This is a genomic window from Xanthobacter aminoxidans (assembly GCF_043193615.1).
Taxonomy (GTDB): domain Bacteria; phylum Pseudomonadota; class Alphaproteobacteria; order Rhizobiales; family Xanthobacteraceae; genus Xanthobacter; species Xanthobacter aminoxidans.
The window spans coordinates 1,249,148-1,263,995 of record NZ_JBAFUS010000001.1 but is presented as its reverse complement, the minus strand read 5'-3'; the positions used below and the strand labels follow the sequence as shown (position 1 = coordinate 1,263,995).

14 protein-coding genes are annotated in these 14,848 nt (G+C 70.0%); 7 read left to right on the top strand and 7 right to left on the bottom strand.

Annotated elements, in window-relative coordinates:
• Positions 1–28: 28 nt before the first annotated feature.
• The 3 genes from V5F74_RS05730 to V5F74_RS05720 are packed head-to-tail and all read right to left on the bottom strand — an operon-like array spanning position 29 to position 4,094.
• Positions 29–2,272: a xanthine dehydrogenase family protein molybdopterin-binding subunit gene (locus V5F74_RS05730; RefSeq protein ID WP_029557450.1), complete on the bottom strand. Its 2,244-nt coding sequence runs from the start codon at positions 2,270–2,272 to the stop codon at positions 29–31.
• Positions 2,269–2,748 carry a (2Fe-2S)-binding protein gene (locus V5F74_RS05725; RefSeq protein WP_394006782.1) on the bottom strand — a complete coding sequence of 160 codons (480 nt, stop codon included), beginning with the start codon at positions 2,746–2,748 and terminating at the stop codon, positions 2,269–2,271. The genes V5F74_RS05730 and V5F74_RS05725 overlap by 4 nt, the downstream gene beginning before the upstream one ends.
• The gene (locus tag V5F74_RS05720) at positions 2,745–4,094 is read right to left on the bottom strand and encodes a cytochrome c (protein WP_394006780.1); all 1,350 of its coding nucleotides are present in this window, start codon (positions 4,092–4,094) and stop codon (positions 2,745–2,747) included. The genes V5F74_RS05725 and V5F74_RS05720 overlap by 4 nt, the downstream gene beginning before the upstream one ends.
• Positions 4,095–4,284: 190 nt before the next feature.
• On the opposite strand from V5F74_RS05720, the gene V5F74_RS05715 reads away from it, so the two are divergent.
• The 7 genes from V5F74_RS05715 to V5F74_RS05685 all read left to right on the top strand — a co-directional run bounded on the left by V5F74_RS05715 (position 4,285) and on the right by V5F74_RS05685 (position 11,109).
• Positions 4,285–4,848, top strand: a complete 564-nt coding sequence (locus tag V5F74_RS05715) for a peroxiredoxin (protein WP_394006778.1) — start codon at positions 4,285–4,287, stop codon at positions 4,846–4,848.
• Entirely contained in the window at positions 4,845–5,390 is a 546-nt protein-coding gene (locus tag V5F74_RS05710) for a DsbA family protein (protein ID WP_394006776.1), read from the top strand. Before V5F74_RS05715 ends, V5F74_RS05710 begins: the two co-directional genes overlap by 4 nt.
• A 30-nt stretch (positions 5,391–5,420) precedes the next feature.
• Positions 5,421–6,656, top strand: a complete 1,236-nt coding sequence (locus V5F74_RS05705; RefSeq protein WP_394006775.1) for an MFS transporter — start codon at positions 5,421–5,423, stop codon at positions 6,654–6,656.
• A 39-nt stretch (positions 6,657–6,695) separates the two neighbouring features.
• The gene (locus V5F74_RS05700; RefSeq protein ID WP_394006773.1) at positions 6,696–7,868 is read left to right on the top strand and encodes a lipase family protein; all 1,173 of its coding nucleotides are present in this window, start codon (positions 6,696–6,698) and stop codon (positions 7,866–7,868) included.
• A gap of 188 nt (positions 7,869–8,056) precedes the next feature.
• Positions 8,057–8,893, top strand: coding sequence for an alpha/beta fold hydrolase (locus V5F74_RS05695; protein ID WP_394006771.1), 837 nt, complete (start codon positions 8,057–8,059; stop codon positions 8,891–8,893).
• Positions 8,894–9,047: 154 nt separating this feature from the next.
• Positions 9,048–10,688, top strand: a complete 1,641-nt coding sequence (locus tag V5F74_RS05690; protein WP_394006769.1) for a Na+/H+ antiporter — start codon at positions 9,048–9,050, stop codon at positions 10,686–10,688.
• A 133-nt stretch (positions 10,689–10,821) separates the two neighbouring features.
• A complete protein-coding gene (locus tag V5F74_RS05685; RefSeq protein WP_394006767.1) occupies positions 10,822–11,109 on the top strand; it encodes a hypothetical protein in 288 nt (95 codons plus the stop codon).
• A 177-nt stretch (positions 11,110–11,286) separates the two neighbouring features.
• Here the strand turns inward: V5F74_RS05685 and V5F74_RS05680 are convergent, their stop codons facing one another.
• The 4 genes from V5F74_RS05680 to V5F74_RS05665 form a co-directional block, all read right to left on the bottom strand.
• Positions 11,287–11,802, bottom strand: a complete 516-nt coding sequence (locus tag V5F74_RS05680) for a Dps family protein (protein ID WP_250166891.1) — start codon at positions 11,800–11,802, stop codon at positions 11,287–11,289.
• 285 nt (positions 11,803–12,087) lie between these two features.
• Positions 12,088–12,489, bottom strand: a complete 402-nt coding sequence (locus tag V5F74_RS05675) for a response regulator transcription factor (protein ID WP_210257914.1) — start codon at positions 12,487–12,489, stop codon at positions 12,088–12,090.
• A gap of 84 nt (positions 12,490–12,573) precedes the next feature.
• The gene (locus V5F74_RS05670; RefSeq protein WP_394007478.1) at positions 12,574–13,212 is read right to left on the bottom strand and encodes a response regulator transcription factor; all 639 of its coding nucleotides are present in this window, start codon (positions 13,210–13,212) and stop codon (positions 12,574–12,576) included.
• A gap of 11 nt (positions 13,213–13,223) precedes the next feature.
• The gene (locus V5F74_RS05665) at positions 13,224–14,702 is read right to left on the bottom strand and encodes a sensor histidine kinase (protein ID WP_394006765.1); all 1,479 of its coding nucleotides are present in this window, start codon (positions 14,700–14,702) and stop codon (positions 13,224–13,226) included.
• Positions 14,703–14,848 lie beyond the last annotated feature (146 nt).

Here is a 14,848-nt window from a genome sequence, read left to right as displayed (position 1 = left end):
CCGCGCCCGGCGCGGGATCGGGCTCCGTTCAGCGGAGCGGCGGTGGATCCATCATGGCATGGCGGATGCGGCTTGCATCGAGGGGGAGGGTGGCGAGGCGCTGGCCGCTGGCGTCGCGGATGGCATTGCCCAGCGCCGCCCCCATGGGCCCCTGCGCCGCCTCCCCCGCGCCGAGGAAGGGCAGGCCCGGCCGAGGCACGATGTGGACCTCCACGGCGCGGGGCACGCGGGAGAAGCGCAGGATGGGATAGGCCGCCCAGTCCACCGAGGTGATGCGCCGACGATCGAAGCGCACGCCCTCGAACAGCGTCCAGCTCGTCGCCTGCACGATGCCGCCCTCGATCTGGTTGCGCACCCCGTCCGGGTTCACCACCTGCCCGGTGTCCACCGCCGCCACCACGCGCGTGACGAGGAGCCGGCCGGTGTCCGCATCGATGGCGACCTCCAGCGCGATGGCGCAATAGGCCTCGAGGTTCTTGTAGCGCGCGAAGGCGAAGCCGTAGCCGCCTCCGGCGAGGGGCTTCGGCCGGTCCTTCCAGCCGAAGCGCTCAGTGGCGGTGGTGATGACCGCCTTTGCCCGCTCGTCCTGAAGATGGCGCAGGCGGAAATCCACCGGGTCCTGCCCCGCCCGGCGGGCGAGTTCGTCCATGGTGCTCTCGATGGCGAAGACGTTGAGGTAGCCGCCCAGCGAGCGCATGGAGGAGCCGCGCAGCGGCATCTCCGGCAGGAAGTGGTTCACCGCCCGCGCATTGGGCAGCACGTAGAGCGGCACGGCGTTGCGGTCCCCGCCGCCTTCCGGCATGGGCAGGTCCACCGGCGGCGCCGGAGGGAACGGCTCGGCCTTGTCGCGGGCGGCGAGCAAGGTGCCGGGCGGGCCGGGGCGCATCATGTGCGACTGGCTCCACACATCGTGCTGCCATGCGGTGATCGCGCCGTCCGGTCCCAGCGCCGCGCGCACGCGGGCCACCATGCCCGGCCCGAACGGCTCCCAGGCATGCTCCTGCTCGCGCATCCACTGCACGCGCACCGGACGGCCGGGAAGGGCGCGGGCGAGCATCGCCGCGTCGGCGCCGGCGTCGTCCGCGCCGTTCTGGCCATAGCAGCCGGCCCCCTCCGCATGGATGCAGCGCACCTTCTCCGGGGGCATGGCGAGGAGGCCCGCGAGGGCATCGCGCAGCGGATAGACGCCCTGGGTGTGGGTCCACACCGTCATGGCATCGCCCTCCAGATGCGCGATGGCGCAGGAGGGGCCGATGGAGCCATGGGAGAGATAGGGGCGGGTGAACAGGGTATCGAGGGTGAAGGCCGACGCATCCGGCTGCCCCACATCGAGGATGGTGGTGTCCCGCGTGGGCAGGGCCATGAGCGCCTCGGGTAGGCGGGCCTCGTCGGGAAGCTGCGCCGTTTCTTCCCAGCGGGCGAGGGTGGCGAGCCGGCGCATGGCCTGGATCGCCGTCCATTCCTGCTCAGCGATCACCCCCAGGAAGGCGCCGTCGCGCACCACTTTGAGCACGCCGGGCATGGCCTCCACCGGCCCGGCGTCGAGTGCGACCAGCCGGGCGCCGTAGCTCGGCGGGCGCACGATGCGGCCGTGGACCATGCCGGGCAGGCGCATGTCCTGCACATAGGCCGCACCGCCCGTGACCTTCGCCGGGATGTCGACGCGCGGCACGGGGCGATCCATCACCGTGAAGTCGCGCGGATCGGTGACGATCGAGGTGGGCGCGGCGTCCACGTGCAGCAAGGTGTCTGAGACCAGCTCGCCATAAGAGAGCCGAAGGCCGGCGGGGCCGGTGACGATGCCGTCCCGCGCCGTCAAACCCGTGCGGGCGACGCCAGCCCGACGCGCGGCCTCGCCGATGAGGATCTCGCGCACCTGCGCCGCCGCATTGCGGATGGCAGTGCCGGAATCCTGCACCGAGTGGCTGGCTGCCGTATAGCCCTCGTCGGGTGTGCGCCCGGTGTCGGCGGTGATGAGGTCGAGCCGCGAGATGGGCAGCTTCAGCTCTTCCGCCGCCACCTGCAGCAGAGCGGTGCGGATGCCCTGTCCCAGCTCCGCCTTGCCGGTGAAGATGGTGGCGTTGCCGTCCGGCGCGATGCGGATCCAGGCGTCCAGCAGGGGCGTGGCGTCGAGGCTGCCGGGCAGGCCCCGCAGGGGTGTCGCGCTGGCGCCGGTCTCGGTCTGGGCGAAGGCCCGGCCCGACACGCCGAAGGCGAGGATAAGGGCGCCGGTGCCCCGCAGCACGGCGCGGCGGGAGAGGGCCTGTGTCATCGCACGGCCTCCATTTTGTGAGCCATCGCGCGGGCGGCGCGCTTCACGGCGCGGACGATGCGCACATGGGTTCCGCACCGGCACAGGCTGGGTTCGAGGGCGGCGAGGATGGCGGCGTCGTCCGGGTCGCCATCGCGCTCCAGCAGGGCCTGCGCGCGCATGATCATGCCAGCGATGCAATAGCCGCACTGGGCCGCCTGCTCGGCGATGAAGGCGGCCTGCACCGGCCCCGGCGCCTCGGCGCTGCCGAGCCCCTCGAGCGTGCGCACCGCGCGCCCCTCCAGCAGCATCACCGGCGTGACGCAGGAGAAGACGGGTTGCCCGTCCACCAGCACCGTGCAGGCGCCGCACTGGCCGAGGCCGCAGCCGAATTTCGCGCCGTTCAATTCGAGTTCGCCGCGCAGCACGTAGAGCAGGGGCGTGTCCGGCGCGGCGGCGATGGTGCGGCGCGTGCCGTTGACGGTGAACGTGGTCATGGGGCGCCTTTCGCGGGGTTCACGTTGGTCTGGGGAGCTGCGGCGTGGCGGGCCGCGGTGATGGCGGCGGCGAGGTCCGGCCAGGCCGGCCGCGCGGCGATGTCACGGCGCAGGTAGTCGAGAAGAGCCGTCAGCGCGGTGTCGTCCACCGCGGTGAAGGGCGGCATGACGGGCGCCGCCACGCCGTCCGCCGCCGGAACCCCGCGCAGGATGAGGTTGAGCAGGTTCTGCGGCGTCTCGGCCGCAAGCGCCGTGGAGAGGGCGAGGTCCACGCCGCCGAGCGGCAGCGGCCGGCCGGCCTGGTGGCAGACGGCACAGGCGGCGGCGAAAACGCGACGGCCCGCGCCGGCATCCGCGGGCAGGGCCATGGCGGCCGCCTGCCAGCCCGCCGATTGCGGCCGCTGGCCGGAGGCATCGGGCGCTGGCGCCTCCGGCATCGCAGTCTTGCTGGCGGGCGTGCCGAGCGAAGCGAGATAGTCCGCCATCGCCTCGATGTCCTGCGCGGGGGCCTCGGCGAGGTTCTCCGTCACCGGCCCCATGGGGCCGAGCGCGACGCCGTGGTCCGCCTGCCAGCCCTCGCGCAGATACTGGGCGAGGGCCGCCTTCGTCCACGGCACACGGGCGGGCGACTGCGCGCCCAGGGGGTAAGCGGTCCAGCCCTCGGCCTCGCCACCGGCAAAGGCGCGGGAGCGGATTTCCGCGCCCATGAGGTTGCGCGGCGTGTGGCAGGCGCCGCAATGGGCGAGGCCCTCCACCAGATAGCGGCCCCGGTTCCATGACGCATCGCGCGCGGGATCGTTCGCGAAGGGCTCGGGATGGAAGAACAGGAGCTTCCAGCCGGCGAGCACGAGGCGGATGTTGATGGGGAAGGGCAGCTGGTTCGCTGGTGCCGTGGCAACCACCGGCGCGCGGGTCATCAGGAAGGCGTAGAGCGCCGCAAGGTCCGCGTCGGTGGTCAGGCTGAAATGGTCGTAGGGGAAGGCCGGATAGAGGTGCCGGCCTTCGCGGTCCACGCCCTCGCGCATGGCCCGCACGAAGGCCGCGAGCGGCCAGCGACCGATGCCGGTTTCCGGATCGGGGGTGATGTTGGTGGAATAGATCGTGCCGAAGGGTGTCGGCATGGCGAGCCCGCCGGCGAAGGTTGTCCCGCCCGGCGCGGTGTGGCAGGTGCGGCAATCCCCGATGAGGGCGAGCGACGCGCCCCGCTCGATCTGCGCACGCTCGAACGCGCCGGCGGGCGGGGGCGAAACCGGGGCGATCTCGCCATGCCAGGCGTAGGCCAGCGCGGCGAGCGCGCCGCAGCCGGCGGCAACGAGGGACAGGAGCAATACGCGCTTCATCATCATCCGCACCCTTTCTGGGGTGCACCATGCGGCTGCCCGGCGCCCTCATCTTTCCGAAACGCACTAAAGGGGCACCCGCCAAACCCAAGTATGAGCAGGCCACGCCAATGGCCGATTTCCCCCGGCCCGTCCCCCCGACACTCTCGCAGCCGACATTGGACACCTGCGACGCAGAGAGGGACGAGGCACGCACATGACCGATCCGCACGACGCTTCCACACATGCCTTGCTGCAGCCGGGCCAGGCCGCGCCTGACTTCACCCTGCCGGCCACGCCCGACCAGAGGCTGTCCCTCTCCGACCTGAGGGGCGCGCCCGTCATTCTCGCCTTCTATCCGGCCGACTGGAGCCCGGTGTGCGGCGACCAGATGGGTCTCTACAACGAGATGCTGCCGGAGTTTCACCGCTCCGGCGCCCAGCTCGTGGGAATCTCCACGGACGGCGTGTGGTGCCACGCGGCCTTCGCGGAGGCGCGCAAGCTGCATTTCCCGCTGCTCGCGGATTTCGAGCCCAAGGGCGAGGTAGCGCGCCGCTACGGCGCCTACCGCGCGCAGGATGGCGTCGCCGAGCGGGCGCTGTTCGTGATCGATGCCGAGGGCGTCATCCGCTGGAGCTATCTCTCGCCGCTCGGCCTGAACCCTGGCGCGGATGGCATTCTCGAAGCGCTCGACGCGCTTGTTCCCACCCCCAAGCCCCCCGTCTCGAACGCCCCGGCCTCGGACACCCCCGTCTCGAACATCCATGGAGCGCAGGCATGACGCGACGTCTTCCCCCCGTGAGCGCCACCGACAAGGTGGCCGGGCCGGCCGATGCACCGGTGACCCTGATCGAGTACGGCGATTACGAATGCCCCTATTGCGGCGAGGCCTATCCGGTGCTCAAGGCCGTGCAGGAGGCGATGGGCGCGCGGCTGCGCTTCGTGTTCCGCAATTTCCCGCTGACGGAGATGCACGCCCATGCGCTGCGCGCCGCCCAGTTCGCCGAGGCCGCCGCCGCGTCCGGGGTGTTCTGGGCCGCCCATGACATGCTCTACGAGCACCAGGACGCGCTCGATGTGGCGAGCCTCACGTCCTATGGCGCGCAGCTCGGCATCGAGCGCCGCGTGCTGCAGGCGGCCTTCCAGGGTCGGTACGACGCCATCATTCAGCAGGACTTCGTCGGCGGTGCGCGCGCCGGCGTGAACGGCACGCCGTGCCTCTTCATCAACGGTGTCCGCTACGACGGGCCGAGGGACAGGCAGAGCCTGATCGAGGTGCTCGATCGCGCTGCCGCCACCGCAGAGATCGACGTCCCGGCCTGAGCCCGGATGCACCCGCCTGAGGAGGCAACCATGATCTTCAAGCAGACTTCAACCCTGCGTCCCGGCGCGCCCGCGCTCGCCGACGCCGCGCCTGCACCCGGCACGCTGGGGTTCGGTGCCACGCTCGCCATGGCCACGGCGGCCGGCCTCGCGGTGGCGAACATCTACTACAACCAGCCCATGCTCGCGCTGATCGAGCAGGATCTGCCGGGCGCCCTCACGGGGGCGATTCCCACCGCCACCCAGCTCGGCTACGCCATCGGCCTCGTGCTGCTCGTTCCGCTCGGCGACCTCGTGGAACGCCGGCGCCTGATCGTCGTGCAGTTCGTGCTGCTGGCGGCGGCGCTGGTGCTGGCCGCCGTGGCGCCCACGGCGCTGCTGCTCGTGGCGGCCTCGCTGGCGGTGGGGCTCGCCTCCACGGTCGCCCAGCAGATCGTGCCCCTCGCCGCCCATTTCGCGGCGCCCGAGAAGCGGGGCGCGACGGTGGGCACGGTGATGGCCGGGCTGCTGACGGGCATCCTCCTCAGTCGCACCGTTGCCGGCTTCGTCGCCTCGCACGGCGGCTGGCGCGAGATGCTGTGGCTCGCGGCGCCCATGGCGCTCGCCGGCGCGGTGCTGATGGCGGTGACGCTGCCCAGCAGCAAGCCGGACTCGCGCCTGAGCTATCACCGGCTGCTCCATTCCGTGTGGCAGCAGTGGCTGGATTTTCCCGCGCTGCGGCTTGCGGCGATCACGCAGGCGGCGCTGTTTGCGGCCTTCACCGTGTTCTGGACCATCCTCGCCTTCCGGCTCGCCGAGCCGCGCTTCGGCCTCGGCGCCGAGGTGGCGGGATTGTTCGGCCTGGTGGGCGCCGTCGGCATCCTCGCCGCGCCGCTGGCCGGCCGGTTCGCGGACAAGCGCGGCCCGAGGCTGGCGGTGATGGTGGGCTCCATCGTCACGCTCGCGGCATGGGTCGTGTTCGGCGCGTGGGGATCGCTTGTCGGGCTGATCGTCGGCGTGATGCTGCTGGATTTCGGTATGCAGAGTGCCCTCGTCTCCAACCAGCACATCGTCTTTGCCCTGCGGCCGGAGGCGCGGGCGCGGATCAACACGGTGCTCATGAGCGCCATGTTCCTTGGCGGCTCCATCGGCTCGGCCACGGCGACGCTCGCCTGGGGAGCCGGCGGCTGGTTCCTCGTCACGGTGCTGGGGACGGCGTTCGCCGCCTTCGCCGTCGGCCTCCAGCTGCTCGCGGCCCGCAGCCTCCGGGCCGATCCCTCTCACTGATCGGCCGTGGGCCGGAAGAAGGGTCAAGGAGGCGCCGCCATGCGCACGGGATGCTGTTTTGCCCTTCTTCTGGCCGTCGCCCTGTGGCCGGCGCGCGCCCTCTGCGCCGACAGCTTCTACGCCATCCCGGACGGCGCGAGGCAGGGGCCGCCCGGCACGCTCCTGAAGGCGGAGCCCGTGCCGCCGCCGCCGGGCGCGGGCGCCGCCTATCGCATCATCTATCGCTCGCGCAATCACGCCGGCCGCCCGGTAGCGATTTCCGGCCTCGTCGCACTGCCGCCGGCTGGCCGCACCGCCGGCGGGCGGCCGCTGGTGGCGTGGGGGCACGGCACCAGCGGGGTGGCGACGCGGTGCGCGCCCTCCCGCAATCCACCGCAGGCCTTCGCCCGCATCGGCGGCCTCGCCGATCTGCTGGGGCGGGGCGTCATCGTCGCGGCGACCGACTATGGTGGGCTGGGCGAGGCAGGCCAGCATTCCTATTTGCTCGGCACGAGCGAGGCGCATGCCATGATCGACGCCGTGCGCGCGGCGCGCCGCCTTCCCGGTGCCGATGCGGGAGAGCGCTACGCGGCCTGGGGCTTCTCGCAGGGCGGCCATGCCGCGCTGTTCACCGCCGCCACCGCCCGCGCCTACGCGCCGGAGCTGCACCTCGCGGGTGTCGCCGCGGCGGCCGCGCCGACGGAGCTGCGCCGCCTGCTGCGCGAAGATGTCGGCACCCTGCCGGGGCAGGTCGTGGCCTCCTTCGCCGCGTGGTCCTGGGGCCAGGCCTATGGATTGCCGCTCGACGGCATCGTTCGTCCGCAGGCGATCGGGACCGTGGACGGGATCGCCGCCGATTGCAGCCTCGACCCGGCCGGCGATGTGGCGCTCGGCCTCTCCGCGCTGGGCTATGCCCAGACGGGCTTCCTGCGCAGCGCCGCCGACCGGCGGCCCGGCTGGGATCAGCTGATCGCGCGCAATTCAAATCCGGACCCGAAGGGCGTGCCCGTGTTCTTCGCGCAGGGGAGCCTCGATTCCCTCGTGGAGCCGGCCACCACGCGGGACTATGTGGGCCGTCTGTGCCGGGCCGGGACATCCGTCACCTATGTGGAGGTGCCGTGGGCGTCCCATGGCGGGGTGGTCAAGGCCGTGGCGCCCATGGCCGTGTCCTGGCTTCTCGCACGGCTTTCGGGCGCGCCCGTACCGAACGGCTGTTCGCGCGCCGGCCGCTGAGCCGGCCGGGATGGGGGGTGCTGAAAAACGGCCCCCTATATTGATGTGCGATTCAATATACCCGTGTATAAGCTCATTTTCCCTCTCCCTATTCTAGAGTGATATTGTGTCGGTGCTGGATCTCAGGCTGTGCCCTGCCTGCCGCCACGGACAGAATCATCCTGGAACACAGCGAGAGGAACAGGACCATGCCTTACGTCACCACCAAAGACGGCGTCGACATCTTCTACAAGGACTGGGGTCCGAAGGAGGCGCAGCCCATCGTCTTCCATCACGGCTGGCCGCTTTCCTCCGACGACTGGGATGCGCAGATCCTGTTCTTCCTGCAGCATGGCTTCCGGGTCGTCGCCCACGACCGGCGCGGGCATGGCCGCTCGGCGCAGGTGAGTGACGGCCACGACATGGACCATTACGCCGCTGACGCCGCCGCAGTGATGGAGCATCTCGACCTGCGCAACGCCGTGCATATCGGCCATTCCACCGGCGGCGGCGAGGTCGCGCGCTATGTGGCGCGGCACGGCCAGCCGCAGGGGCGCGTGGCCAAGGCGGTGCTGGTGAGCGCCGTGCCGCCGCTGATGGTGAAGACCGCCACCAATCCCGGCGGCACCCCCATCGAGGTGTTCGACGGCTTCCGCTCCGCGCTCGCGGCCAACCGCTCCCAGTTCTTCATGGACGTGGCGTCCGGCCCGTTCTACGGCTTCAACCTGCCCGGCGCGACGCCGGTGCCGGGCGTGATCCAGAATTGGTGGCGCCAGGGCATGACCGGCGGCGCGAAGGCGCACTATGACGGCATCAAGGCCTTCTCCGAGACCGACCAGACCGAGGATCTCAAGCTCATCACCGTGCCGACCCTCGTCATGCACGGCGATGCCGACCAGGTGGTACCCATCGATGATGCGGCCCGGCTGAGCGTGAAGCTGCTGAAGAACGGCACGCTGAAGGTCTATGCCGGCTATCCCCACGGCATGCTGACCGTCCACGCCGACGTCATCAATCCCGATCTGCTCGCCTTCGTGAAGGCCTGACAGGCTGACGCGCGCAGCGCCGGTTGCGGTCGTCCCGCACCGGCGCGGCCGTCCGCTCCTGCGGGCGGACGAGACGTCCGACGAAGATCTGAAACGTGAGCGCGCCCACGCACGCGCCGCGTGCGCACGGCGCCGAGACAGGGCGGTGGTGCGCATGACCGACATTCGCTACATCCTCGTGCTGCTTGCCGGCGTGGTCCTCACCAACTGGATGGGCCGCGTGTTGGGCGACCGCGTGGCGCTGCCCCTCATTCAGGTTGCGGTGGGCGCAGCCATCGGCTCCGTCACCAGCCTCGGCGCGCCGCTGAAGCCCGATCAGTTCTTCCTCATCTTCCTGCCGCCGCTCCTGTTCTTCGACGGGTGGCGCGTGTCCAAGACGGACCTTGCAGCGAACGCTCCGCTCATCCTGTCCATGGCGCTGGGGCTGGTGGTGGTCACGGTCGGCTGCGTGGGGCTGATGCTCCATTGGCTCATCCCGGCGATGCCGCTGGCCGTGTGCTTCGCGCTCGCCGCCGTCCTGTCCCCCACCGATGTGGTGGCGGCCGGCGCGGTGGCGCGGCACATTCCCATTCCGCGCGGCGTGCTGCGCCTGCTGGAGGGCGAAGCCCTTTTCAACGATGCCGCCGCGCTGATCTGCCTGCGCCTCGCCATCGCTGCAGTGGTGACGGGGACGGTGCCGGTGCTTGATTCCCTCGCCGCCTTTGTCTGGGCGGCCGGGGGCGGCATCGCCATCGGCATCGCCTTCAGCTGGATGGTGGCCACGGCCAAGGCCTTCATGGTGCGCCGGGTGGGCGAGGACACCTCCGGCCAGATTCTCATCAGCCTGCTCATTCCCTACGGCGCCTATCTGCTGGCCGAAGCCGCGGGCAGCTCCGCCGTGCTCGCCGCCGTGGCCGCCGGCATGATGATGAGCCGCATCGAGGTGTCCGGCCGCGCGCTGCCCCTCACGCGTCTTCGGCGCGGCGCGGTGTGGGAGACGCTCCAGTTCACCCTCAACGGCGTCATGTTCCTGCTGCTGGGCGAGCAGATGCCGGGCATCCTCAGCGGCGCGGCGCGCAGCATCGCCGAGGGCGGACACCACGCCGTGGGGTGGCTCGGGCTCTATGTGGCGGCCACGGTTCTCGCGCTCGCAGCCTTGCGCTTCGCGTGGGTGCTCGCCGCGCTCTGCTGCTGGCCCGCCAGCCGGGGGCAAAGCGGCGCGCCGCGCCCTATTCCGCGATGGCGCCTGGTGGCGGTGATGGCGTTCGGCGGGGTGCGCGGCGCGGTCACGCTCGCCGCCGCGCTCAGCCTGCCGCTGGTCTTGACGGGCGGCGTGCCTTTTCCCGCACGGGATCTTGCCGTGTTCATCGCCGCCGCGGTCATTCTCGTGTCTCTGGCGCTTGCCAACGTGGCGTTGCCCATCCTCCTGCGGGGCATTGATGTGCCGCCCGATGTCGCCGATGCGACGCAGGAGCGCGATGCCCGCGCCGAGGCGCTGCAGGCCGCCCTGGACGCGCTCGCGGAGACGGCCGAGACGCTGACGGCCGGGGCCGACGCGCCGACCGTCGCCGCCATCGTGGCCGACCATTACCGGCATCGCCTCGCCCAGCTTCAGGCCGAGGGTGTCGATGGCGGAACGGCCGCGTGGCCGGAAGAGCGGCGGATGCATCTCCTCGCCATCCAGGCTGAGCGCCGATCCATCGTCGGCCTCGTCCAGCGCCGGCGCATCCCCATCGATCTGGCGCACAAGCTGCTGCGGGAGACCGATGCCGAGGAGGTCGCCCTGCCCGTGGCGCCCGGCATGGCCGATGGTTGAGGGGGCGGAATGACGAAAAGTAAACTGACGTATAGTTCGGCGAAACATCGATATTCATGGAATGAATTTGAGTTCGATACCGGCGAAGGCCGCGGAATGTAAAACTAAATCATCGAAAACACAGGAGGTTCTCATGACTGCGAATTCTAAGTTCATCATGGCGTTCGGTGCTCTCGCCTTCGTGGTGGCCGGTGTTGCGGGCACCGCCCGCGCCGACACCAGCTTCCCCACCGAAGCGCGCGGCGAAACCGCCTTTTTCGATGCCCAGTCGGGCGCCGTGGTCCAGCCGTTCGACATCTTCCAGCAGCCCTCCGCCGCCAAGCTGCGGGCCATGAATTCCGCCCGCCCGTTCATCGGCCAGCCGGCCCAGCCCGACTCCCACTGGGGCCCGGCCCAGGATGCCACTTCGCCGGGGGCGTGAACCACCCGACATGCGCTGCAACGAAAAGGCCGGCGTCCCCTGAGGGCGCCGGCCTTCTCGCTTTGTGCGGGCGGATGCGCTGGAAGACCGGCTCTTCGCTCTATCCGGGCGGCGCGCACAAAAAAGCCCGCCGGGCTTGGCCGGCGGGTTCAGGCGGGGAGGAAGGGGAGGGAGAGGTCAGTGCGAGCGGGTGGCTTCGAAGAGGAACCACACGCGACGTTCGGCCTCGTCGATCCAGACCTCGATGAGGCTGGTGGTGGCGACGTCGTTGTAGTTCTCGCAGACGACATGGGCTTCCCGCAGGAAGGTGATGAGGCGCTTGTTGTCCTCGCCGAGCTCGGCCAGCATGTCCTCGGCGGTCACGAAGTCCGCGTCATTGTCGGGGAGACGCTGGAGGCGCGCGATGTGGCCCACCGACCGCAGCGTCGTGCCACCCACCTTGCGAGCCCGTTCGGCGATGGCGTCGGTGGTGGCGAAGATCTGGTCGCCATGGTCGTCCAGCAGAAGATGGTAGTCGCGAAAGTGCGGACCGGACATGTGCCAGTGGAAATTCTTGGTCTTCAGATAAAGCGCGAACATGTCGGCGAGAAGAACGGTGAGGGCGCCGGCAATGTCGCGGGTGGCGTCTTCGCCGAGATCGGTGGGGGTCCGCAGGGGCGCCTGCTGGCGCAGTTTCGCAATGGTCTTGTCCATGGGTGTCGTCCTTATGGAAAAGCTGTAGGGGGCGGTCGGGAGGTGGCTGAGATGCCGCGGCGACCGCTCTGTGAATGTCACGGTGGCCACCATAGGACCGGGGCCAGGACGAATGAATTGGGCGCTCGTTTGCCTGGATCATACGAGGGTATGGGGCAGCGGCGGTGCCGGCGCTCCGGCATCGAAGGCGCGCAGGCGCGTGCGCGCGAACCCGTGAGGGTCGCCGCAGCGCAGATCCAGGGGCAGAGGGGGCAGGGCGCGAAAGGCCGCGAGCGCGTCGGCGCTTCAGCGGCGCGGGGAGGCCTGCAGCGCGCGATCGATGCAATCGATCATTTCGTTCCCGTCGAACGGCTTGGCCAGGAAGCCGAAGGCGCCGGCCGCGTCCACCTGCCGGCGGATGCGATCCTCGGGAAAGGCGGTGATGAAGATCAGCGGCACAGGGTCGCCTTCGGCGCGCAGCCGGCTCTGAAGCTCGACGCCGCTCATGCCCGGCATCTGGACGTCGGTGATGACGCACGCGGTCCTGCTGCGCTCCGTGGAGCCGAGGAAGTCCTCGGCGGACGCGAAGGATCGCGCGCCGAACCCAAGGGAGCGGACGAGACTTTCCGTAGCGACGCGAACGGATTCGTCGTCATCGATAATCGTTATGGTTGGCGCGCGTGACACTCGGGGCACCTCGACGTGCAATCATTCGGCACGCGATGACGCGCCGGTCTGACCCTATATAGCCTGCCGCCTGCCCAACCCGTAATCATACAGACGTTTGCAACTCTAGCTTTTCGCACTGAGCCCCAGGGCCTCCGCCATCCGGACCAGATCCGCGAGGGAGTGGGCCTCCATCTTGCGCATGACGTTACCGCGATGAATCTTCACGGTAATTTCGCTCAGTCCCACCTCGGCAGCGACCTGCTTGTTCATGAGGCCGGAGGTCACCAGCGCCATGATTTGCCGCTCGCGCTCGGTCAGCGTGTCGTAAAGCGCGCGCAGCTTCGAGGAGGAGGCGCGCTCGGCGCGGCGGCCCCGGTCGATCTCGATGGCGGCGGAGACCGCATCCAGCATGTCCTGATCGCGGAACGGCTTGGTGAGGAAGTCCACCGCGCCCGCCTTCATGGCGCGCACGCTCATGGGAATGTCGCCATGCCCGGTCATGAAGATGATAGGCAGCTCCATGTCGGAGCGTGCCAGCTGCGCCTGGAAGTCGAGCCCGCTCACGCCCGGCAGGCGGATATCCAGGACCAGGCAGCGCGGCGCATCCGGCAGCTTGGCGGCCAGAAGCTCGGCGGCGGAGGCGAAGAGCGCCACCTCGAGGCCGATGGAGCGGAACAGGCTGGACAGCGCGTCGCGCAGGCTGGCGTCATCGTCCACGACGATCACGATGGGGGCGCTCGGGGGCTGCGCCGGGCGGGTCAGCGGTCGACTGGTCACGGGCGGTTGTCCCTGGTGTTGGATGAGGGGGGCGTGCTCGCAAGGGGCATGGTGAGGGTGAAGCACATTCCCCCCTCGGGGTGAGGCGTGGCGTCGATCCGGCCGCCATGGGCCTGCGCGATCGAGCGGGAGACGGAGAGGCCGAGGCCCATCCCATCCTGCTTCGTGGAAACGAAGGGCGAGAACAGGGAGGCGAACACGTCCGGCGAGATCCCCGGTCCAGTATCGCGCACGAAAATGGTCAGCTCCGCAGCGCCGTCCATCGACCACGGCGGTGTTTCGATCGCGTTGCGGATGTTCAGGACACGCTGGCCCTCGGGCACCTCGTCCATGGCCTGGATGGCGTTGAGGACCAGATTGATGAGCACCTGCTGCAGTTGGATGCGGTCGCCTTCGATGCGCGGCAAATCGGGAGTGAGGGCGAGTTCGAGCCTGACGCGGTGGTTCGACAGCTCCCGCTCCAGCAGCAGCACGCAATCCTCCACCAGCTCGGCGCTGTCGAGCGCGTCGCGCAGCGGTTCTCCGCGCCGGGCGAAGGCGCGCAGCCGCTCCACCACCTCGCTGGCGCGGCGGGCGTTCGCGATCATGCGGGTGACGGAGGCTGCCGCCTCGCCGAGGTCGGCCACCGGACGGCGCAGCCACCGCAGGCAGGCCTCGCCATTGGTCACCACCGCCGCGAGCGGCTGGTTGACCTCGTGGGCGATGGAGGCGGTGAGTTCGCCCATGGTGCTGACGCGGGTGACATGGGCAAGGTCGCTCCGGACCTGATTCAGCTCCTGCTCGGCCTTCTGCCGCTCGGTGATGTCGTGGTTGGTCTCCATGGTGCCCATGGGCCGCGCGCGCACATCGCGCTGGAGCGACCAGCGGCTCGTGCAGACCAGCTTGCGCCCGTCGCGGGTGGTCTGGACGATCTCGCCCTCCCATTGCCCGGTCTTGAGCAGGATGCCCATGATGTCCGCGCGGGAGGACGGAAAGACGGTCTTCAGCAGCGCGCCGGCCTGCTGCCCCAGGGCCTCGGCCCGGGTCCAGCCGTAAAGCTGCTCGGCACCGTGGTTCCAGTAGACGATCGTGTCGGCGAGGTTCCGCACGAAGATGGCATCGTGGGAGAGATCGAGCAGCGCGGCCTGTTCCCTCAGCGCGCCCGTGGCCTGCTGGTTGCGCAGCGAGAGAACGGTGGTGACTGTGATGGCGGCGACGCTGACGAAGCACCGCATGGTGGAGGAGATGTTGTAGTCGGTGGCGTGCATGATGACGAAGCTCAACATCGTCAGCATGACGCAGGCCCCGGCGACGACCAGCAGCCCCGTGCGCCCGAACAGGCCCGCGCTCAAGAGCACAACGACCACGTAGAGCACGGCAATGGCCATATCGAGCGGCGAGAGCGTATCCACCAGGAAGATCGAGAGACACAGCAGTGCGACAAGGACCCAGCCGGTCCACCCCCGGGCGGGGGCATCCGCACTGTTGCTGGACAAGGGACCGGCCAGACCCGACATCATGCCCTCGAGAGTGTGGTTTGCGCCTGGCGATGTGCCGGAGCGCAGCGGTCGGACGTCTGTTGTGCGGCTGCCGGCTGCCCGGCGTCGTGCTTCGGTATCACCGACATATACCTCGATCTTGC